The organism is Clostridium sp. K13 (genome assembly GCF_019734195.1).
GTDB lineage: Bacteria > Bacillota > Clostridia > Clostridiales > Clostridiaceae > Clostridium.
Genome location: NZ_JAASHM010000010.1, coordinates 44,704 through 67,374, shown reverse-complemented (window position 1 = coordinate 67,374; position 22,671 = coordinate 44,704). Strand labels below are relative to the sequence as shown.

The 22,671-nt window shown below is 28.9% G+C and carries 22 protein-coding genes; 1 reads left to right on the top strand and 21 read right to left on the bottom strand.

What is annotated here, in order from left to right; all coding sequences use genetic code 11:
* Positions 1-6: 6 nt before the first annotated feature.
* The 15 genes from gap to HCG76_RS08040 form a co-directional block, all read right to left on the bottom strand.
* Positions 7-1,020 (bottom strand): type I glyceraldehyde-3-phosphate dehydrogenase, encoded by a 1,014-nt coding sequence (gene gap, locus HCG76_RS08110; RefSeq protein ID WP_221699851.1) that lies wholly within the window; start codon positions 1,018-1,020, stop codon positions 7-9.
* 56 nt (positions 1,021-1,076) lie between these two features.
* Positions 1,077-2,108 (bottom strand): sugar-binding transcriptional regulator, encoded by a 1,032-nt coding sequence (locus HCG76_RS08105; protein WP_221699850.1) that lies wholly within the window; start codon positions 2,106-2,108, stop codon positions 1,077-1,079.
* A 380-nt stretch (positions 2,109-2,488) separates the two neighbouring features.
* Positions 2,489-3,325, bottom strand: coding sequence for a DegV family protein (locus HCG76_RS08100; protein ID WP_221699849.1), 837 nt, complete (start codon positions 3,323-3,325; stop codon positions 2,489-2,491).
* 18 nt (positions 3,326-3,343) lie between these two features.
* Positions 3,344-3,805, bottom strand: a complete 462-nt coding sequence (locus HCG76_RS08095; RefSeq protein WP_221699848.1) for a tRNA (cytidine(34)-2'-O)-methyltransferase — start codon at positions 3,803-3,805, stop codon at positions 3,344-3,346.
* Between the two features lie 285 nt (positions 3,806-4,090).
* A complete protein-coding gene (locus tag HCG76_RS08090) occupies positions 4,091-5,554 on the bottom strand; it encodes a VanW family protein (RefSeq protein ID WP_311776389.1) in 1,464 nt (487 codons plus the stop codon).
* Between the two features lie 218 nt (positions 5,555-5,772).
* Positions 5,773-6,714 carry a glycoside hydrolase family 25 protein gene (locus HCG76_RS08085; RefSeq protein ID WP_221699847.1) on the bottom strand — a complete coding sequence of 314 codons (942 nt, stop codon included), beginning with the start codon at positions 6,712-6,714 and terminating at the stop codon, positions 5,773-5,775.
* Positions 6,715-6,917: 203 nt separating this feature from the next.
* Positions 6,918-7,829 carry a D-alanine--D-alanine ligase gene (locus HCG76_RS08080; RefSeq protein ID WP_221699846.1) on the bottom strand — a complete coding sequence of 304 codons (912 nt, stop codon included), beginning with the start codon at positions 7,827-7,829 and terminating at the stop codon, positions 6,918-6,920.
* Positions 7,830-7,949: 120 nt separating this feature from the next.
* On the bottom strand, positions 7,950-8,591 hold the full coding sequence (gene nth / locus HCG76_RS08075) for an endonuclease III (RefSeq protein WP_221699845.1): 642 nt from the start codon (positions 8,589-8,591) through the stop codon (positions 7,950-7,952).
* A gap of 109 nt (positions 8,592-8,700) precedes the next feature.
* Positions 8,701-9,405: a lysophospholipid acyltransferase family protein gene (locus HCG76_RS08070; RefSeq protein WP_221699844.1), complete on the bottom strand. Its 705-nt coding sequence runs from the start codon at positions 9,403-9,405 to the stop codon at positions 8,701-8,703.
* A 70-nt stretch (positions 9,406-9,475) separates the two neighbouring features.
* Entirely contained in the window at positions 9,476-10,450 is a 975-nt protein-coding gene (gene queG, locus HCG76_RS08065; RefSeq protein WP_221699843.1) for a tRNA epoxyqueuosine(34) reductase QueG, read from the bottom strand.
* A gap of 3 nt (positions 10,451-10,453) precedes the next feature.
* Positions 10,454-11,047 carry a serine O-acetyltransferase EpsC gene (gene epsC / locus HCG76_RS08060; protein WP_221699842.1) on the bottom strand — a complete coding sequence of 198 codons (594 nt, stop codon included), beginning with the start codon at positions 11,045-11,047 and terminating at the stop codon, positions 10,454-10,456.
* Between the two features lie 121 nt (positions 11,048-11,168).
* On the bottom strand, positions 11,169-12,077 hold the full coding sequence (gene cysK / locus HCG76_RS08055; RefSeq protein ID WP_221699841.1) for a cysteine synthase A: 909 nt from the start codon (positions 12,075-12,077) through the stop codon (positions 11,169-11,171).
* Positions 12,078-12,551: 474 nt separating this feature from the next.
* Positions 12,552-13,805 (bottom strand): magnesium transporter, encoded by a 1,254-nt coding sequence (locus HCG76_RS08050; RefSeq protein WP_221699840.1) that lies wholly within the window; start codon positions 13,803-13,805, stop codon positions 12,552-12,554.
* Positions 13,806-14,071: 266 nt separating this feature from the next.
* Entirely contained in the window at positions 14,072-14,581 is a 510-nt protein-coding gene (locus HCG76_RS08045) for a hypothetical protein (protein WP_221699839.1), read from the bottom strand.
* Positions 14,582-14,792: 211 nt separating this feature from the next.
* Complete coding sequence (locus HCG76_RS08040) at positions 14,793-15,674, bottom strand: YegS/Rv2252/BmrU family lipid kinase (protein WP_221699838.1); 882 nt, start codon at positions 15,672-15,674, stop codon at positions 14,793-14,795.
* Between the two features lie 221 nt (positions 15,675-15,895).
* Here HCG76_RS08040 and pssA point away from each other — a divergent pair, with 221 nt between their 5' ends.
* Complete coding sequence (pssA, locus tag HCG76_RS08035) at positions 15,896-16,417, top strand: CDP-diacylglycerol--serine O-phosphatidyltransferase (RefSeq protein WP_221699837.1); 522 nt, start codon at positions 15,896-15,898, stop codon at positions 16,415-16,417.
* Positions 16,418-16,477: 60 nt separating this feature from the next.
* Here the strand turns inward: pssA and HCG76_RS08030 are convergent, their stop codons facing one another.
* The 6 genes from HCG76_RS08030 to HCG76_RS08005 all read right to left on the bottom strand — a co-directional run bounded on the left by HCG76_RS08030 (position 16,478) and on the right by HCG76_RS08005 (position 22,461).
* Positions 16,478-16,876, bottom strand: a complete 399-nt coding sequence (locus HCG76_RS08030; RefSeq protein ID WP_221699836.1) for a hypothetical protein — start codon at positions 16,874-16,876, stop codon at positions 16,478-16,480.
* Positions 16,877-16,897: 21 nt separating this feature from the next.
* Complete coding sequence (locus tag HCG76_RS08025; protein WP_221699835.1) at positions 16,898-17,308, bottom strand: hypothetical protein; 411 nt, start codon at positions 17,306-17,308, stop codon at positions 16,898-16,900.
* A 13-nt stretch (positions 17,309-17,321) separates the two neighbouring features.
* The gene (locus tag HCG76_RS08020; protein ID WP_221699834.1) at positions 17,322-17,864 is read right to left on the bottom strand and encodes a rubrerythrin family protein; all 543 of its coding nucleotides are present in this window, start codon (positions 17,862-17,864) and stop codon (positions 17,322-17,324) included.
* A 119-nt stretch (positions 17,865-17,983) separates the two neighbouring features.
* A complete protein-coding gene (locus tag HCG76_RS08015) occupies positions 17,984-19,354 on the bottom strand; it encodes a SpoVR family protein (protein WP_221699833.1) in 1,371 nt (456 codons plus the stop codon).
* Positions 19,354-20,532 (bottom strand): sporulation protein YhbH, encoded by a 1,179-nt coding sequence (yhbH, locus tag HCG76_RS08010; RefSeq protein ID WP_221699832.1) that lies wholly within the window; start codon positions 20,530-20,532, stop codon positions 19,354-19,356. Before yhbH ends, HCG76_RS08015 begins: the two co-directional genes overlap by 1 nt.
* 6 nt (positions 20,533-20,538) lie before the next feature.
* Complete coding sequence (locus HCG76_RS08005; RefSeq protein WP_221699831.1) at positions 20,539-22,461, bottom strand: PrkA family serine protein kinase; 1,923 nt, start codon at positions 22,459-22,461, stop codon at positions 20,539-20,541.
* Between the last annotated feature and the right edge of the window lie 210 nt (positions 22,462-22,671).

Genomic DNA, 22,671 nt, shown 5'->3' with positions numbered 1-22,671 from the left:
TTAAAATTAAGCTAATTCAGCGAAGTATTTAATAGTTCTAACCATTTGGCTAGTGTATGAGTTTTCGTTGTCATACCATGAAACAACTTGAACTTGGTATAATCCTTCTCCGATTTCAGATACCATTGTTTGAGTTGCATCGAATAATGAACCGAATTTGATTCCTACGATGTCTGAAGAAACTAATTCTTCTTCAGTGTAACCGAATGATTCGTTTGAAGCAGCTTTCATAGCAGCGTTGATTCCTTCTACAGTTACATTTTCACCCTTAACTACAGCAACTAATATAGTTGATGATCCAGTTGGAACTGGTACTCTTTGTGCAGAACCGATTAATTTTCCGTTTAATTCTGGAATAACTAATCCGATAGCTTTAGCAGCTCCAGTTGAGTTAGGAACTATGTTAACAGCTCCAGCTCTAGCTCTTCTTAAATCACCTTTTCTTTGAGGACCATCTAAGATCATTTGGTCTCCAGTGTAAGCGTGGATAGTTGACATTATTCCTGATTGGATTTCAGCATAGTTATTTAAAGCTTGAGCCATTGGAGCTAAGCAGTTTGTAGTACAAGATGCAGCTGAGATTATGTTATCTTCAGCAGTTAATATATCTTGGTTTACGTTGAATACAACTGTTGGAAGGTCGTTTCCAGCTGGAGCTGATATAACAACTTTCTTAGCACCTGCTTCGATGTGAGCTTGAGATTTAGCTTTTGATACGTAGAATCCAGTACATTCTAAAACTACGTCAACACCAATTTCTCCCCATGGTAATTTAGAAGCGTCAGCTTCAGCATATATTCTTACTTCTTTTCCATCAACTGTGATAGAATTTTCTCCAGCAACAACTGTATCACCTAAAGCGTATCTTCCTTGTGCTGAATCATATTTTAATAAATGAGCTAACATTTTTGGGCTTGTTAAATCGTTGATAGCAACTATTTCATACCCTTCTGCTCCAAACATTTGTCTAAATGCAAGACGTCCTATACGTCCAAATCCGTTTATTGCAACTCTTACCATTACAATTACCTCCTAAAAATAGATATTATATATTTAAAATTAAATTTTAAATCAAATTAATTGGTTTTAATTAATTCTGCAATCTTTCTTCCTGCAGCTTCATCAGTAACTAAAATAGCATTAGAATTATTCATTTCTGTTGCAATTATAGCTTCTACTTTATTTTCTCCTGCAGCTACCGCAATATGCGTATTAATTTTTTTTGCATCATTAATATTAATTCCGATTGGAGTATTTTCTGAAACTACTTGAGAATATTTATTAAAATAACACCCAAATGCTTCTCCTACAGCTCCTAGTTCTTCAAGCTTATTTATATACTCCTCTGACAATCCACGCTTTTTAGCCATATGAATTGCATTACCTATTCCATAAATTAAAATATCAGCATTGTGAATATTATCTATAACTTCTTTTATTTGTTTTTCTTTAAGAAGTCCTTCTAACACCCTTGAACTAACATTTTCAGGAATATGTAATAATTTATAGCTACCATCAACCTTATTAGCTAATGCTGCAGCTAAATAATTAGCTTGACTTTCAACTTTTCTTCCCATTCCGCCTCTAGCTGGAATAACAAGAATATCGGAAACATTATTTACTTTTGGAAATGCTTCAACAACTTCTTTAATTGTGCTTCCTCCAGTAATGGCGATTATATCATTATCTTTTATTATATTTTTCACACAATTTGCTGCTGCTTTTCCTAATTCCTTAAGTGTTGAAGGATTATCTTCAACATTTCCTGGAACTATAACAACATCTTTTAATCCCAAAACTGACTTAATACTTTTCTCAATATCATTTAAACCCTTTATTTGATGTATGAACTCCTTTAACCCTTCTAGGACATTTTGTCCATCTTTAGTTACTGTCATACCTGGGGTATTAATTTCTATTAAGTTTTGTGATTTCAATAAATCAATTTCATTTCTGACTATTCTTTCGCCAAGATTAAGTTCACTTGCAAGCATTCTTCTTCCAATAGGTTGGTTATAGAAAATTGTCCTTAAAACATTGTAGCGTTTTTCTAGGACTTCCACCAGCTCAGGAACTATCTTTCTTTGCAAATCTAATATTTCCTGCACTACAGACCCTCCTTTGGACAAAAAATGTCCCAGCAATGACTTTTATGTCCCACATCTATTATTATAAAACAGATATATAAATTTTAAAAGTCTTTCTAGTAATTTTTTTATATTTTTTTTATTTTTACTATTTTTTCATTTATATACTTAATAAAATTCATTTATTTTGAATATTTAAATATATATATAGCTTTTTATTACACATTTAAAATTTCACTTTAATTTTTTCTATAATATTTTGTGCTATTTTTATCGATATATTACAAAATAGAGCTCATTTTTTTATTCCATCTAATGTTATTTATAACTTTATAGGTATAATATAACTTTATATATAAAAAAATAGTAAGTAATAAAACTATTACTTACTATCTAACTCTCTATTTTTCAACAAAGAAAAACCCACATGCTCCAACTCCTGAATGTATACCTACTGTACATCCAACAATTCCATGAACATAATTTATATTTTTCTCTTCACAATATTTTTTAAGTCCCTCAAATATTTCATCATTTAAAATTTCATCAATAACTATTGGTGAGTCAAAATCAACATTTGCGCTTTCAAAATCAGAAATTACTTTCTTTAAAGCTTTTTTGCTTCCTCTTACTTTATCTTTAACTGCCATTTGGCCATCTTTAACTTCTAAAATAAGTCTTAATCCTAAAACACTTCCTATAGTACCAGCTGTTTTAGAAAGTCTTCCACCTCTTACTAGGTTCTCTAGAGATTCAAAGCTTAATGAACTTTTTACCTTAGGAATTATATTTTTAATTTTTTCTTCTATTTCAAATATACTATCACCATTATCTCTGAATTCACAAGCTTTTAATGCTAAAATTCCTAAACCTGATGTTACATTTCTAGAATCAATAACTACTATATCATCAGTTTCTAACATATTTTTAGCTATACATGCTGATTGGTATGTTCCACTCATCTCTGACGATAATACTAAAGTAACAATTTTATATCCTTCATCTAGGTACTTTTTAAATACTTCTTCAAATCTATTTGGTGTTACTTGAGCTGTAGTCGGAAGTACATTATCCTTTTTTATTTTCTCTAACATCTCTTTAGTATTTATTTCTACTCCATCTAAATAACTTTCTTCACCAAAGTTAATTAATAACGGTAAAACTTCTATATTCTTCTCTTTTATAAGATCTGATGGTAAATCTAAAGTACTATCAGTAATAATCTTGATTTTTTCCATAAAAGTACCTCCTATTTTTTATTTCATATTCGGAAATCCTATCTGCTTTAAAACTTCATATGCTATAATAGCTACTGTGTTTGATAAATTTAAACTTCTTGTACTTGTTTGTACCATAGGTACTCTTATTCCTTTATGTGCATTATGTACATCTTCTGGAACCCCTGATGATTCCCTTCCAAACATTATAAAATCTCCATTTTGAAATTTTTCTTCTGAATATATATTTCCACCATGTGTAGTAGATAAAAATATTCTTCTGTCTCCGTACTTAGCCATAAATTCTTCATAAGATTCATGAACTTCTAACTTCAAGTCCTTCCAGTAATCTAAACCTGATCTTCTAACGGCTTTATCATCAATACTAAATCCTAACGGCTTTATTAAATGAAGAGTTGAGTCAGTTAAAACGCAAGTTCTCGCTATATTTCCAGTATTTTGTGGTATTTCTGGTTGATATAAAACTATATTTAAATTCAATGAATTCACCCTCCAAAATAAAAAGTAAGATGCTATACACCTTACTTTACACTATTTATATATCTTCAATCATACTATATAGTTTTTTAATAGTCAAAGCATTTTACATTTTGTTAATTTTTAATTTAATAATGTATTTTATACTTTATTATTGAAAATTATGGTTTATAAATAATAATTATATTTCTTATAAAATAGGGACATATCAAATTGTTATTAAGCAAAATAACTATATTGCTCAATTATCTATTTTGATACATCCCTATTAAATAACTATTTTTATACCTAAGCAGCAGGCGCTTCTTGTTCCGGTGTTGTTTCTTCCGGAGTAGGCACACTAGGTGTTTCTACTTTTTTAGTTCCAACACTAACAATTTGATTTCTAGTTGAATATACATCTGTTGATATAAGCTCCTTATTTACTTGAACTCCATTTTCATAAGTAACTAAATATCCACTAGCCTTACATCCATTAGCTCCAGATGATGTTACTACTCTTGTTCCTTCTGGTAATGTAGGGTCTTGTACTTCTTCTGTTTTATAATTATAAGTTTCTAATATTTCATTAACAAGCTGATAAGTTTTTCCACCCATTGCTTCTTTATTACCAAAAATATTAAAAACTACATTATTTCCAGATAAATATCCTTGAATGTATATTGGGAAATCATATGTATTTACAAATTTATAATCTATATATCCAGCTGCAACAGTGGCATCTAATCCTGGCTTTGCATAACCAACTGTCATTGAGTGATTACGTCTTTCAGTTGATCTTATATTAGCTTGTATAACAGCTCTATAAAGAGTACTTGATACTTGGCATACTCCGCCTCCATATCCAGGAACTATTTTTGATCCAACATATGTATTTGCTTCTTTATATCCTCTTTCTGGAGTTGTTTCACCTATTGTATTATTATAGCTAAATTCATCGCCTGGCATTAATAATGTTCCATTAATATATCCACTTGCAATTCTTAAGTTTTCTACTCTTCCTGAATCCCCAGTACTAAATGAAGTAGAATATGATGACATTATTCCATCAATCTTATTTAAATCAGCTGCAGTTATTCTTGGAGAGTAATCTTGTAAATCTACAGTTACACTTTCAACCTTTTCAGGATTTGGATCTACACACTCTTTTATTTTATTGCATAACTCATCTATATTTATATTCTTTCCTATAGTTTCTGGCGTAATAGAAATATTTGTACCATTAATTGATATTTTAGCATCAATGGCATCAACTTTAACTTGATCACTTACACTATTTGCAAATTCTTTAATTTTTTCTTCATCATAGCTTAATACAGTATCAACCTTATAATCAACACCATCTTCTATCATTTGTTTCTTTTCAAGCATCTTCTTATCTTTTCCATAATCTAATGCTTGTTCTACAGTTTCATCTGCACTTACTGACGGACTGATATCGGAATATTTTAATTCAAAAGATTTATCACCAACAGTTACTGTTATTACTTTATCCCCTATTAAAGGAAGTAACTGTTCATTTATTATGTTTACTGCCTCTTCTTTAGTTTTGCCACCTAAATCTATACCATAAGCTTGTACCCCAGGATATATTTTATCAGCCCATGAATCTACTTTGTTTTTTATACTAGTAAAATATCCAAAAGTTATACCAGCAATTAATATTATAATAGTAGATATTATAATTATTAATTTTTTATTTTTAGACATAGCTTTCCCGCTTTTACTATCATTAGATTTTTCATTGCTCACAGTTCCACGCCTCCCAAAATTTTATATATAATTGCTATAATTGCATTATGTTCTAATTATATTCTATTATTTAATTTTATACAATTAATAAAATCATACCACTTAATAACTATAATCTTAGTATAATAAGAATAGCCTTATATTATTACATATAATTTATTTTTTATATGGTATATTTAACATATAAATATAAAGCTATTCTATATTACTCTTTTATTTTATATTGTAAAGCTACTTCTCTTCTTAGATGTTTCACCATCATTATCAAATGCCTCTATACTAATCTTTACAGTTCCTTTAACTTCAAAAGGTAATTGATTTATATTAATTGAAAAGCTAGTATCGTCAGCATCTACTGTTCCTATCCAGTAATTATTAGCAAAAATATTATATCCTAATAAATCTGTATCGGTATTCTTCTTCCAACTAATATTTAAAACATTTCCTTTTCTATTAACAGTAAGTCCTGTTACATTTCTAGGCTGAGTTAATAAGTCTATGCTATCAGGCCCCCAATTTGCATCAACTGGATTTCCAACACCTGCAACATTTGCACTTTCACTATATTGCCATATTCTCCACCTAGTCCATCCACCTACATCTGGTGGAACAGGAGCATTTCCTGCAATTGCAGTATAATGGGCAATCCATAAAATCATATTTTTTAAAGGATATCCTCTACCTTGTATAAAAAAGTTATCATACATTTCAACAAAAAATACACCAGTATAAAGCATTAATCTTCTTCTTGTTTTTTTCTCAAATCTCTTTCTAAACCTATCTATCCAATTAATTAAGGTAGATGTAGAAATTGACTTATCTGTAGGAGTTTCAACATCTAAAACTGGAAACAAATCTCCATAGTCCCTTTGACCAAACCCCTCCTGAAGTATATTAATAAAATCATCACATTGTGAATCTGCTGTAGTTAAGTCTGAACTAGGAACGCCAAAATGATATGCTCCAACAGGTATTCTAAAATTTCTTGCTTGTCTAGCAAACTGCAAAAATTTTTTATCTACTCTAAATCTTCCTGTTGCTGAGCCTGATGATCTTAGGTATAAAAAGTCTATAGTTGTTGCTAGAACTGTAAAGTCTACATTTTGTGTATATTCATTAATATCTATACCAAAAAGACTTTTGTCACTTCTATTTTGCATAAAGCCCTCCAATAAAAAATTCTCCTTACTACATATAATATTTAAAAATTTTGTTATGGTTACATCAAAAAATATTGAAAAGCAATATTTTAAATTACTTTATAAATATTAGACAATTTACATACCTAAAAAGTTTCATTTAAAACAAAATAATTTTAACTATATAAAAAACTCAGCTTACGCTGAGTTTTAAAATACATATATTAAATACTTCTTTTAACTTTTAAAGATGTTTCTATTATCTTATCTAAAAGTCCTGCATAGCTAATTTCTATGGCAGCTGCACTCTTAGGGAAAAGACTTGCTGGAGTCATTCCTGGTAATGTATTTACCTCTAATATATAAGGAACTCCATTTTTATCAATTATCATATCAACTCTAGCATATACTTGGCACTTTAAAGACTTATAAGTTTCTAAAGCCATTTTTTCAACTTCTTTATGAAGTTCTTCTTCTAATTCAATAACTATTTCATCTGCTCCATCAGCTGCATACTTTTGAGTATAATCAAAGAAATCTGATTTTGGCTTAATAGCTATAACAGGCCACATTTCACCATCAAACACTGGACATGTTATTTCATCACCTTCAACAAACTCTTCTATCATTACTTCCGTGTCCCATTTTAAACCTTCTTCAACAGCAGCTTGAATCTCATCCTTACTTTTTATCTTAAATGTAGCAACACTTGATCCTCCATTTGTTGGCTTAACAAAAACAGGATATCCCATTTCTTCGATTTTATCATAATCTATTTCTTCTACAGATGATACATTTATCCATCTTGCAGTTCTAACATCATTTGCTTTTAATATTCTTTTTGTAAAATCTTTATCCATACATACACCTGAACTTATAGGTCCACACCCTGAATAAGGTATGTCTAAAGTTTGAAGTACTGATTGAACTGTTCCATCTTCGCCAAATTTTCCATGAAGAGCTAATAAAGCAAAATCTATATCCTTAACTTTATTCACTATATCTTCTTTATTATCTATAACTACAGGCACTACTTCATACTTGTTTTTATCAATTTTTTCTACTATTGAATTACCACTCTTAAGTGAAATTTCTCTTTCTGAAGAAATTCCCCCCATTATTACTCCAACTTTCATGTATATCCTCCTAAAATTTCAGTAATTATGTAAGTATTACTATATATTTTCACATTCAATTATATCATAAATGAATCTCCAAATCTTCGATTTGGCTAGATGAATTTACCTTTAAAACTTTTACTTCTTTTTTGACTTATTAGCCTTAAAATATACACATCTATTTGTAAGTGAACACTCACTACATTTAGGATTTCTCGCTATACAGCATCTTCTCCCATGAAATATTAATAAATGATGTGCTAAACTCCACTCCTTTTTAGGAAGTTCTGCTTGAAGTTGTTTTTCTACCTCTAAAACATTATCTGAATCTGCAAGTCCGAGTCTATTCGAAACTCTAAAAACATGTGTATCAACAGCAATAGACGGAACTCCAAATGCATTAGACAAAACAACATTTGCAGTTTTTCTTCCTGCACCTGCTAAACTAGTTATTTCATCCATAGTTTTAGGTACTTCTCCATTAAACTTAGTTTTTAATTGATTACACATAATTAATATATTCTTAGCTTTACTTCTATATAAACCTATTTGTTTTATTCTTGCTTCAAGCTCATTTATAGATAAAGTTAGAAATGCATCAACATCTGGATAATCTCTAAATAAACTTTCGGTTACTTCATTAACCTTTTTATCTGTAGTTTGTGCAGATAAAATTGTTGCAACTAATAACTGAAAAGGAGTTTCATGATTTAATTCGCATTTAGCATCTGGATATAATCTTTTTAATTCTTCTAATATAATTTTAGTCCTTTGTTTCATCTAATTTTCCTCCTAATGAAATTTTAACATCATCACTTTACTAATATCATAATTCCTAATATTTCAACTTATTAATTAGCTATAATTTTTTTAATTTCTTAAATACTAACTATTTATAAACACCTCTATATTCCTCTGGCAATCCATTGGCTATTGACTTCATTATATAAGTTAAGCATCTATCATCATATTCATGTTTAGATTCATCTTTATTCTTTTTAGGAATCTCTATATACTCCCCTATTCTTACATTTATCTCAGCCTCATTCCATTGTTCGCCTGCCATATCACCATTCTTATTAATTGGTAATAACTTTTCAGTTCCATACAATGAAATAGGTACTATCTTTGCTTTACTCATTCTAGCAACTAATAATACTCCTTTTTTTCCCTCTATCATGCTACCACTTCTACTTCTTGTCCCTTCCGGAAAAAGAACAAGATTCTCTCCATCCTTTAATACATTTATCATAGACATAATAGCATCTCTATCAGCACTATTAGGCTTTATCGCAATATTCTTAACTATTTTAGTTCCTAAATTAGTAACCGGATCATTAGAAAGTTTAACACCAGCAACAAAAGTTGGATCATAATCATCCTTTAATACCTTTTCTATAATAAATCCATCTGAATTACTTAAATGGTTACAAATAAATATTTTAGCCCCATCAGCTCTTTTAATATTTTCATATCCACTTATATTTATTCTTGCATATTTTTTTAAATACCCATCTATCTTATTTCTTGCTATTTTTACAACTAATTTTTCTGGCAACAGCTTTATAAGTCTTGCCACACTTTTTGACATCATATTAATTACCCCCTTGAGTATAATATGCACATACACATTATATTTTATATATCCCTTTAAAACAATTAACTTATTTTAATCTATCTATATATTCATTTATATAAGGTGAATCTCCTCTATATCTAGATATATCTTCACCCTCATTATGTAACTTTATTATAGCATTTCTTTTAATAACATTTTTTCCTCTCCATCCACAAGATGTTTTAGAAATATTATCTTTAAAAAATTTATTATTCATATCAGCATAAATATCACTACTCAAATTACACATAAATTCTAGTGGTTTGAATTCTTCAAGCTTTGAAAATTTTATTGATTCATTATAGGGACATATATTTTGACATATATCACACCCAAATACATTATTCTTTAATAGCTTTATCTCTACATCACTTAATTCTTTTTTTTGGGTTATATATGATGAACATATATTAGGATTAATTCTATTTATATTAATAGAGTTTGTTGGGCATTCTTTATAGCATCTAGTGCATTTTCCACACTCTTTATATTTCTTTATATTTTCAAATCTTCTTACATCATCATCAGCTAACTCTAAATCAGTAATTATCTCACCTAAAAAAACATAAGATCCATACTTTTCAGTTATAATCATATTATTTCTACCAATGAATCCAACACCAGATAAATATGCAATATATCTCTCAGGTAATGTATTACTATCTACAAAAGAAATAGCCTCTCCCCCATTACTTTTAATAAAGTCACAAATTCTATCTAGATATTTTTTTACTACTCTGTGATAATCAAATCCCTTAGTATATTTAGAAAAACCATTTTCTATATTATTTTCAACCCAAAGATAGGGAAAAGCTATTGAAATAATAGTTTTTCCCTCTTCCATATACCACATTGGATTTACCCTTTTTTCTATATCAGCCTCTTCAAATTCATTTTCCAAAGCCATTTCTTTTCTATAATTATAAAATTCTATTAGTTCATCAAACCTTCTGCATTTAATAAATCCGACAGTGTCTAGCTCTAATGAATTACAGTACTTTATTATATCTTCTTTAATCATAAATTAAATCACCATGTTATTATAAATTTCTTTGCTTGTTCCTCTATAATCTTCTATTTCTATTATATCAGCTACATCTTCTTGAACCCTTATTATATTTTTAGCAGGAATACCAACTGCTGTAGCCCCTTCTGGAACATCTTTCAAAACTACAGAATTAGCACCAATTTTAGAATTACTTCCTATATATATTGGGCCAAGCACCTTAGCTCCAGCTCCTATTATAACATTGTCACCTAATGTTGGATGCCTCTTTCCTTTATCCTTTCCAGTACCACCTAAGGTTACTCCATGATATAACAATACATTTTCCCCAATCTCTGCTGTTTCACCAATTACTACTCCCATTCCATGGTCTATAACTAACCCCTTACCAATCTTAGCTCCTGGATGTATCTCTATTCCAGTAAAAAATCTTGATACCTGTGATATAAGTCTAGCTAAAAAGAATAATCTTTTAGTATATAATAAATGAGCTATCCTATATGCAATTAATGCATGAATGGTAGGATAAAGTAAAAATACCTCAACCCTACTTCTAGCAGCAGGATCATTCTCCATAACTCTATTTAAATCATATTTCAAATTTTTAAACAAACCTACTCCTCCTTTTTAATAGTTAATAGTTTTTAGTTAGTAGTTAAGCATGAAATTCCTATCTGAATTTATTCATTAACTACTAACTTCTAACTCCTCACTCTTTATCTATTTAGTAATTTTATTCGTATATTCCCATTGAAATATACTTTTCTCCTCCATCTGGAGCTATAGCTAAAACCTTTTTTCCTTTACCAAGCTTCTTAGCTATTTCTATAGCTGCATAAATTGCTGCACCTGATGATATTCCTATTAAGATACCTTCTTGCTTAGCAAAATTCACTGCTGTCTCTATTGCATTATTATCAGTAACAGCAACTACCTTATCAACATATTCCCCTTTATAGTTTCCTGGTATAAATCCTGCTCCAATACCTTGTATTTTATGTGGCCCTGGATTCTTACCTGAAAGTACTTGTGAATTACTTGGCTCAACTGCAACAATTTCTATACCATCTATTTTTCCCTTTAAATTTTTCCCTATACCTGATACAGTTCCACCTGTTCCTACGCCTGCTACAAATACATCTAAATCATTAATATCTTCATAAATTTCTTGAGCTGTTGTAGCATAATGCTTTTCAGGGTTAGCTATATTCTCAAATTGTTGTGGCATAAAATATCCATATTCATTTACCATTTCAGTTGCTTTTTCTATAGCTCCCTTCATTCCCTTAGCTCCTTCTGTTAATACAAGCTCCGCACCATATGCTTTAATTAAATCTCTTCTTTCTTTACTCATAGTTTCTGGCATAACTATTATAACCTTATAGCCCTTAACTCTTCCTATCATAGCTAAAGCAATACCAGTATTCCCACTTGTAGGTTCAACAATTACAGATCCTTCTTTTAAAATTCCTGCTTCTTCTGCCTTTTCAATCATCCCAAGAGCTGCTCTATCTTTTACACTTCCACCTGGATTAAATTTTTCTAACTTTACATATACATCCGCACTATTTTTATCTACCATCTTTGTTAACTTTAATATTGGTGTTCTTCCTATTAATTCAATTGCTCCATCATAAATCATATCTATACCTCCAAAATTTATTTTTTTATATTTTTATATAAAAAAACTTCGTCTCTATATATAGAGACGAAGTATATTCGCGGTTCCACTCTAATTAAACCATCATAACAATAATGATTTCACTCATTCTACGGTACAATATAATACCTGATCACTATAACGGGTGCTACCGTAAAACCTTACTATTATTTCAGGCATAAACTCCAAAGGGCACTTCATATAAGTGAATCTTAGCTTCAATATAAGCTTAGAGGAACTTATCTAGGATTGTGCTAATGTTAACTTCTTAGAAGTTTTACAGTAGCTAGACATTAGATAAATTACCAGCAAAAAGTTCTCAGCATCCTTTTCTCTCTGTAACCTTCGCTTATACTACTTTCCTTTTTCATAGTTTTAATTCCGAGTATTTAACTAAACTTTATATTTTTATTATATTCTTATGATAAAAAAAGTCAACAACTAATTTCAATTTTTTTACTTATTTTTCTTTTTCCACATAGGATATAAAACTTCATCTATTAAATCATGAGTATTTACAACTCCAATTAACACATCATTATTATCAACAACCGGTATTGCCAATAAATCATATTTAGCAGCTATTTCAATAGCTTCATTAATAGCTTCATTATGCTTAAGTATATTTATATTTTCATCCATTATTTCTTTTACTTTTAATTTACTATCATTTAAAATTAAATCTTTTAATTCTATGATACCAATTACTTTTTCTTCTTCATCTTTAATGAATATTGAGTTTAATTCTTCATCTTCTGGATTACTTTCCCTTAAAATATCTATTATTTCTCCAATTGTAATATCTAAATTAAAAGAAATAAAATCCTTACTCATTATACTACCTACTGTTTCATCCTCATATTTAAGAAGTTCTTTTACTTCTTCCGCATCCTCTGTTTCTAAGTTAACAAGTATTTTTTCTCTTTCCTCATCATCTAATTCATCTAATATATCTGCAATTTCATCATTAGGCATGTTTTCTAAAACTTCAACTGCTTTAGCCTCACTTAAATCCTTTATGATACTACTTTTATATTCTGGTTCAATTTCTTCTAAAGTATCCGCTGCCAAATCTTCATCTAGGGATTCAAAAATTTGTTTTCTTGAACTTGCATCAAGATTTTCTAATATATCTGCTAAATCTGCTGGATGCAATGTTGATAGTTTTTTATATGGAACTGCTATTTGAAGATTTTTATTAACCATTTCTAAAGATTCAACGTCATCCCACATAATAACTTTATCTTCAAAATCCTTATTTAAAACTTTATATACAAACTTTCCTAACCCTGGACAGTTCATTCTTCTAAACTTAGCAAGAGGCCCTGTTTCAACTGCAATTACTCTATATTCACCTGCAATTTCTGCAATTCTTAAATCATCAACTCTAACAACTTGCTTTCCATTGATATCTACAATTTTCTTATCTAATAAATTCCTAGATAATAAATAAGAATAGGTTCTTGGAAGTATTTCCTTACTACCACGTGTCATTATTTTAACTTTATTGTCTACATTGTAAAACATTATACTTCTAAACTCATAATGAAAAGTTATTCCATCACGCTTAACTTTGTATCCAATAACTCTAGGATATCCTTGCTCCGTTGTTACATATATATCTTTTAATTCACCAAGCACATCATCAAATTCATCATACATCTTCTTTCCTAATATGCTAGTAAATAAAAAAACAGATAATCTTTGCATAAAAATTCCTCCTCAATTAATAGAGGAGATATTTGATTTAAATCTGAGTTTCCCCTCTACTATTTCTTATATTCAATTTTCTTAAATTAATACTCTGAGGGACACCCTCCATTTAATCTCACCACCGTTATTTTCAAAAATTATTTAGTGTAAATTTAACAACAAATTTGCAATAAAAATGCCCTTTATTGGGCATTCTATATTAATATTATATTAACAACCCACTAAAAGGCAATACTCTAAAAACAATATTTATTTATTAATTTTTATTTTTTAATTTTAAATGTTGTTATAGCCTTATATGAACATCCTAAAATGCATATTTCTCCCAGTAATGGGTAAGGAAAAATCCTTATTCCCCCTAAAAATATTACAAATTCTATAACTGTAATTATTAATGATACTAAAAGTAATTTCATTCCATTAGTATTACTATATGGCTTATCAATAAATAACAAGCTTATAACTACAAATGAAGAAATTAATATTAAGTAAATTAAACTTGGAATTAAAATTTCTCTATAACTTACTATAAATCCAAATATACTATCTACTCTTATATCTAACTTATAAAATATATTTATTACAACGTATACTAAAAATAATAAAATCATAAAAGTATAATTATAATTAAAACTTCTATTTTCATCCCTCAAAAATATATAAATAGCTGCTAATACTAAAAGTGGCATTCCTACTAAACTTAACTGTGTTAATACTTTAATAAAGTAAATTATTCTTTGACGTTGTATTAACCATAAAGAAAGTAATGACAAATACCTCACTACAATTATCAATAAGCTTACTAAATAAAATTTTCGTATCTTTGATGGACACTTATTAGAACTTAAATATATTAGGTATACTGAAAAAATAATTATAAATAATAATATACATAAATAAATAAAGGCTATCATTTTTATCTCCTTTACAAAAGTACTATTATTTATAATTATTAAATTTTTAATTTATTTATTCTTTAAATTTCTATTTAACTCCTAAAATTTTCAATCCACCCTTAATACATTTTATATCTAGTGGAAAATCTGGTCCTTTTTCTCCATCTATATCTGTAACTATATCTTCATTACAATCTATATGCAATCTATCTGTTTTAAAATATATAACCTTATCTGAATCTAAATGCTCTCCTTTAAGAACTTTTATAAATAAATGTATTAATTCATATACTGGAACAGCCTTGAATACTATTACATCAAGCATTCCATCTGTAGCATCTGCTCTAGTTGCTAAGTTAAAATTCCCTGCAGTCTTTCCATTAAAGATTAACATAAGATACATAGTACCATCAAAGTTTACTTGTTCTGATGTTATTTTTACCTTTAAAGGTCTAAAATTAGGTAATTCTTCTAATCCTTTTAAATAATATGCTAGCTTTCCAATTGTATTCTTTAAATTTACATCAGTTTTTTGAGACACATCTGTAAAAAGTCCTGTACTAGCAACATTTACAAAGTATTTATCATTTATATTTCCTAAATCTACAGTAGTTGCTGTTGAACCAATTATTTGCTTACAAGCTTCTTCTACATCAAATGGTATCCCTAAGAACTTCGAAAAATCATTTGCTGTACCTACTGGTAATATTCCTATAGGTAATGAAATCCCTTGCTTTGCCATAGTGTTTACTACTGAATCAACAGTTCCATCCCCTCCAGCAACTAGTACATATTCATATTCACCTGGTTTTATATCATGAAATGCACTTTCTATTCCACATTCCTTTCTTATTCTATAAGGTACTATAGTAAGCCCTGCTTGTTGATGTATGTTAATTATTGCATCTAATTTTGACAAAATAACATTCTCTCCAGAATACGGATTATAAATTAACTTTACCTTTTTCATTGTATCCCTCCTATTATATATATAAAATTATACCACATAGATTTTATTACGCTATATGTTGAATATACTTAAAGTTTACTCTATATACTATATTATATTTGTAAACCTAGCTTTTTTTGCTACTTAACAAATTTTTAAATATTGACTTTTAGGGATTGTTAATTTTTTTTAAAATTTATGCTATAATTATCTTTATGTAAGATAAACTTAGGAGTGATTATATGAGAAAAAGCAGTATTCCTAACATCTTTACCTTTATTAATTTATCATTTGGAATATTATCATTGCTTTCTACCTTTGATGGCAACTATTCGTTAGCTTGTATTTTTATATTACTTGCTGCATTAGTTGATCGATATGATGGTAGAATAGCTCGCTATCTACAAGTTTCAAGCGATTTAGGCAAAGAGCTAGATTCATTAGCTGATTTAGTGTCTTTTGGTGTTGCACCATCTATACTAGTATTTTTATTATTTGATTTTTATACACTAGGCCCTGCTGGCATATTAGGAATTCTTCCACTTTTACTATTTCCTATATGCGGCGCTTTTAGACTAGCTAGATATAATGCAAGTGAATTTAATGGAGTTTTTACAGGTGTTCCTATTACTGTTACCGGTAGTGCTTTAGCATTATTCTGTTTATTTACCATTAATAAAAATATTTCTGCACTTATTCCATTTTTATTATTATTATTAGGTTCTTATTTAATGGTAAGTACGTTTAAACTGAAAAAATTCTAAAAAAAAGCTATATCAAAGCTAATTAAATAAATTTCACTTTGATATAGCCTATTTTATTTTTTAATTTTTTAATTTTTCTTCCTGCTCTTTTTTATAAGCCTTTAACATTTCAAACTCTTCTCTAGTAGACGAATCTTGAAAAAACAGTTCATCATCTACTTCCGTTAAAATTACTTTATTATCACTTTTCTTTAAAATATACTCTCCAACTACAGAACAATATTTAAAATAACTTTCCCCACATTCTTCTAATAAATCAATTACATTATCTATTGTATCCCCCAATTTATTAGCTCTATGAACAGCTTCCTTAACATAACTACTTTTTGCCTCATATATATTATTTAATTCCGCTGCTCCTCCTATTAAAAGCCTATAAGAGTCTACCATTGTTTTTAGCAATTGATTTAAATTATTAATATTAACATAATATTCTTTCATCAATTGTTGGTATTTCATTTAAATACCTCCAAATCATAATTATTTCTTTTCGTTACAACCTTTAATTTCAATATTTTCTATAAATTCATCATCTATTAGTTCAAAAATTTTCCCTACCTCATTACACATTTTATTCAAATCAATTTCTCCCTTTAAAGGCATGTACATTGTAGTTCCTTCTTCCTTTGTCTCTGTTTTAGTAATTTCTTTATTTCCACATTGTTCTTCATTCATATTTACTTCAACATCAATAATATCTTGCTTTTCTTTTATAGCTTTGCTATTTTTTAGATATTCTTTATTCATTTCTAAATTATCATTATTTTTTTTACCAGTACTTTCTCTATACATATTTAAATCTAATTCTAAATTATTATTTTCTTCATTTAATATAAATGTATCACCAAAAATAACTGGTACAAAAAATTCCTTTGGTATTGATATAAACATCCTTCATAACTCCTTATACATTTTTAATTTCGCAATATGGTTTAAAATAAGCTCTTGGATACCCACATAATGGACACTTTTCTGGTACTTCTTTGCCCTCGTGTATATATCCACAATTCATACAAACCCACTTAGAATCTTCTGGTCCACTAAACATTGTTCCCTTATCTAATCTATCATATAAATCTTTAAACCTATCTGAATGTTCTTCCTCTACTTCTCTAAGTTCCTTATAAAATTCAGCAATATTATTAAATCCTTCTTCTCTTGCTTCTTTTTCAAACTTAGCATATAAATCCTTATACTCTGCTGTTTCACCACATATTGCATCAACTAAATTTTCCTTGGTACTACAAACTAATCTTAAAAAATCTCTATAGATTCTCCTTGCATGAGCTAATTCATTTATTGCTGTAGTATCAAAAATTTGTCCTACCCACTCATCGCCTTCACTTCTTGCCTTCTCCGCATACAAATTATATTTAGTTCTTGCCCTACTTTCTCCTGCAAAGGTTCTATATAAGTTTTTCTCAGTTTTACTGCCTTTAAAATCCATTTTAATCTCCTCTAAAATATTTCTAATATTAAACTATTCAAAACATACAAAAATGATGAATCATAAATGATAGTAAACATAGTACTTCTCATTTTTAATTCATCATTTTCTCTTTAATCTTAATTTACCGTTACTCTTCTGTCATTATCACATACTATTTCTATACTTCTACCTTCTTTAGTATGTGTTTTTAATATAATCTTATGGCCCCAAAGATCAAATAAATATTTTATTGTTTCCTTTGCATAAAGCAACTCAAGTTCTCTTCCATCAAAAACATGTTCTAATGTCAAAGTTCCATCACGCTTATTCAAATCAGTAATTCTTATATAAGGAATAGATCCAACTCCACAGGAATCAGACATAGTATCTCTTATAACTTTCCAACCCTCTTCATCTGATACTTCATCAACCACAAATTCAAAACTCTTCTTTGCATATTGGAATAAACCTAATTCTCTACATAAATCTTGAGTTAAATATTTTCTTAAAAAAGAATTATCTCTTTCTATATATCTAACTTCAAACATCTTATCTCTTCCATAGCGCTTCTCAATATCCTCAAATATCTTGAACCCAACATAATATGGATTTAATCCACCTAATGCAGGTGCTATAACATCATTATGACGTTTTATAAACTCAAGATGTAATCCATCTGGTAAGTTTAAACTCTTCAAAATATTATAGTGACAATAGCTTGCCCATCCTTCATTCATTATCTTAGTCTCAATTTGAGGTATAAAGTATTGAGTTTCCCTTTTAACTATTTTTAATATAGATTTTTCCCACTCTTCTAAAGATCCGTATTTAATTATAAAACCTATAACATCATCACAAGGTTCTATAGGTATTTTACTTAAGTCTGGTAGTTCAATTTCCTCATCACTATTTAATATATCCCTACCTTCAATTTTCATATTATACTCTTCTATTAACTTAGACTTAATTTCTTCATCACTTAATTCCTTCATACCAACAACTCTTGGTATTTGGTATCTAAGTGCATGTGCTGCATCTAAAATCTTTTCAACTCTACTATATCCTATATTAGGATCATTTATATAGCTTCTAATTATATCCGCATCTAATTTAAACATCTCTAAAGTATAATAGGCCTTAGTTCCTTCTCTAAATAACCTATTATTCTTAAAGAAATCATTATGTCCATATACATGGGCCATAGTTAGAATTTGTAAAAGCAACGTATTTTCTTTCATTAAATATGCAAGAGATGGATTCGAGTTTATAACCATTTCATAAGGTAATCCTGTTAAGTTTAATGAATATAAAGTTTTACTTTTTTCATATGCCTTACCATAGCTCCAATGTGGATACTTAGATGGCATTCCAACATAAGCTTCATAAGCTAACATCTCATTAAATCCAACAATTTCAAACTCTTGTGGATAATAATCAAGTCCATATTCAGTTGCTTTCTTTTCAATTTTCACATTCCATTCTTCTAATTCCTTTAATGTGTACTCCATTATTCATCCTCCCTCAGCTCCTTGCTTAGCATTAACTTAAGAGCATCCCACAGATTCTTTTTCTCTTTAACAATAACAGAGACAAATTTCTTATCAGAAACTTCTTTATTAAATCTATAATACATAGTTGTTGAATAAGTTGATGGTAATAATTCAGCATATCCAAACATATTACTTATTTCGCAAAGCTTCTTTACAGATTCAATTGCTCTTTCATTATCCTCAGACCAGTTATCACCATCACTTGCATATACGGGATATATATTCCAAACATCTGGAGAATATTTTTCCTCAATAAGCTTTAGTGCTAAGTTTAAACCACTAGAAATATATGTTCCTCCAGATTCTGCTTTATGGAAAAATTCATATTCATTAACTTGCTTTGCAACTGTTGTATGAGAAATAAACTCAAATGCAATATTATTATATTTCCTCTTTATAAAAGTAGATAAAACAAAGAAAAATGATCTTGCTAAATACTTTTTAGTACTATCCATAGAACCAGATACGTCCATTATAAATATCATTACAGCATTACTTTCCTTTTTAGGTTTTGTTTTTACCCTATAATACCTAATATCATCTTCTCTAAATGGAAATCTTTCTAATTCAGTATCTAACCCTGCTTCTTTCAGAGCTCTCTTCTTTCCTTGCTTTCTAGCTGTTTTAGCCATAACTGTCTTTTTCTTTGCTAGTCTTGGATTAATACCATGTCTTTGGTATCCCCTTTTTCTACTAGCACTTTCAGTAATAACTTCTGAATATTTTTTCTTATCTAAATTAGGTAAATCTAAATCCTCAACAATATAATCCATTAACTCTTCTAAAGTTATTTCTGTTTCATATACATCGTCACCTTCAGAATTACCTGCACCTTTATTCCCCTTTTTACCACTTGAAGAATCAGCTGATCCTATTTTATCACCACGTTTTTCTTCACCTGTACCGGTAGCAACACCTTTATTGTTGCTACCATATACAAATTGATATTCTTTTATTCCCCTAATGGGAATTTTGAATTTTTTATTTTTAGTTTCACCTACAATACTTTCTTCAGAGAGTATATCTCCTAAATTTTCTTTAATAGATTTCTCAACCAACTGCCTATGTCTTCTTCTATCCTCAATACTTCTATCATGTTCAACAGGATTTATAGTATTATCTCTAAATATAGCCATTTCTTATCAATCCTTCCACAAGTTGTTAGCGGCATATTTAAGAATTACATCGCAGCAGTGTTGGCAATATCCATTTCTTTGCATTTCATCAACCATAGCATTATATTTTTCAGTTTGCTCTTTATCTCTAACTCTTGATTTAGTAATTATTCTAGATAAATCTCTTACTGATGCTATAAGTTTCTTTTCTATAGCTTCTTTTAGAGGTTCATAAGATTTGTAATCTATCTTTGATCCATTTCTTATTAGATAGAACATATAAGATGTTACATCAGCTCTAAATCCTTTGCTTGATGCCTCTGATACTCCTATTTGTTCTTCTATACTTCTCATAAACTCTTCATCAGGATTTAATTCTTCACCAGTTTGAGCATCTTTAATTCTAGTTTTATTAACAAAAGCCTCAGCATTATCTATATAATTATTGAAAAGACTTTCAGCTTGTTCTCTAAATGAATGAATAAATGCCTTTGTTATTTCTTTTTCTAATATCTTATTATATTCTTTACGTATAGTGTCTTGAATAAATGCTAAATACTTCTTCTTATCATCAGCTGCTATATCCATATCTTTAATAGATTTAATTATACTTTCCATTATGCTTAATGGGTTTATACAATCATACTCTGAATTTGAAAGTGCATTATCAATTGCCTTTATAATAAATCTTGTACTAATCCCTTTCATTCCTTCATAAGGACCAGCTTCTTCTCTTAATTCTGAAATATCAATCTTCTTAGTTGTTCCCTTTTCAACTAAATCCTCACCATTATAAATCTTAAGCTTAGTCATTGGGTCAACCTTTGCAGAAGGTGTTAATCTTGAAAGTATAGCAAACATAGCTGCGACTTCAATTGTATGCGGTGCTATATGCGCATTAAAGTTGCTCTTTCTTAATATCTTTTCATAAATCTTAATTTCCTCTTCAAGCTCTAAGCAATAAGGAACTTCGATTTTTACAATTCTATCTAATATAGCTTCGTTAGTATGATCTGATTTAAACTTATTCCATTCAGCCTCATTTGAGTGAGCGATTATTAATCCATCAAAGTAAATCATTGATCCTTTACCTGGTGATGGTATAGATTTTTCTTGTGTTGCAGTTATAATTGTGTGTAGATATTCAACATCATTTTTAAATACTTCTATAAATTCTACTAATCCTCTATTACCAACATTAAATGCACCATTTAATGAGAATATTCTTGGGTCATCTTCTGGATACATATCCATCTTAGAAATATCAATAGAACCTGTTAATATTGAAGTATCTTGATTATTAGGGTCAACTGGTGGAACAACTCCAACTCCCTTTCTTGATCTTATAGAGAATCCTTTTCTCTCAACAGGGAAATTTTCATATTCCCCATTAAACTCATGAAGTAATCTATATTTACATACAGGACATAAATCTCCTTCTATTTGAACACCTAACATTTCATTAAACTTAGGTCTTAAGTGATTTGGCACTAGGTGTAAAGGTTCTTCATGCATAGGACAACCCTTTAAAGAATATATTGGTTCACATTGAACTAATGCGCTCTTTAATGATTCTACTAATGATGATTTACCAGCTCCAACAGGTCCTACTAAGTATAAAACTTGTCTAGATTCCTCACCTTTCATAGATGCAGAGTGTAAATAATTAACTAGCTTCATTAGAATTTTATCAATTCCAAAGAAATCTTCTTTAAAATATCCATATTCCCTAATTGTTTCATTACCATATATTTTTCTTATTCTTGGGTGCTCATCGCCCTTTAAAACATCTACCCCCTTACTCATAATAAAGTCATATAACCTCTTATGTGAAAGTTTTGCTACATCTGGATTTTGTTTTACAATTTCTAAGTAATCCAAAAATGTTCCTTCAAATTTTTCATTATTTCTATTTTCTCTATCTGTAGTTATAAATTCCTTGAAGTTCATAGACTCATCCCTCCCCTTTAATCTAATATATTATTGTATTAAATAGTTATATTCCTATTTTTTTATTTACACTTCTCTATATTTTATATGTTTAAATTTTACAATTATTATTAACTGAACATATTTTTTAAAATTATTGCACTGTGTACCTAATTTACAGTATTAATAATAAAAATTCCTTATAAGTAAAATTACAATATTACAATTTTA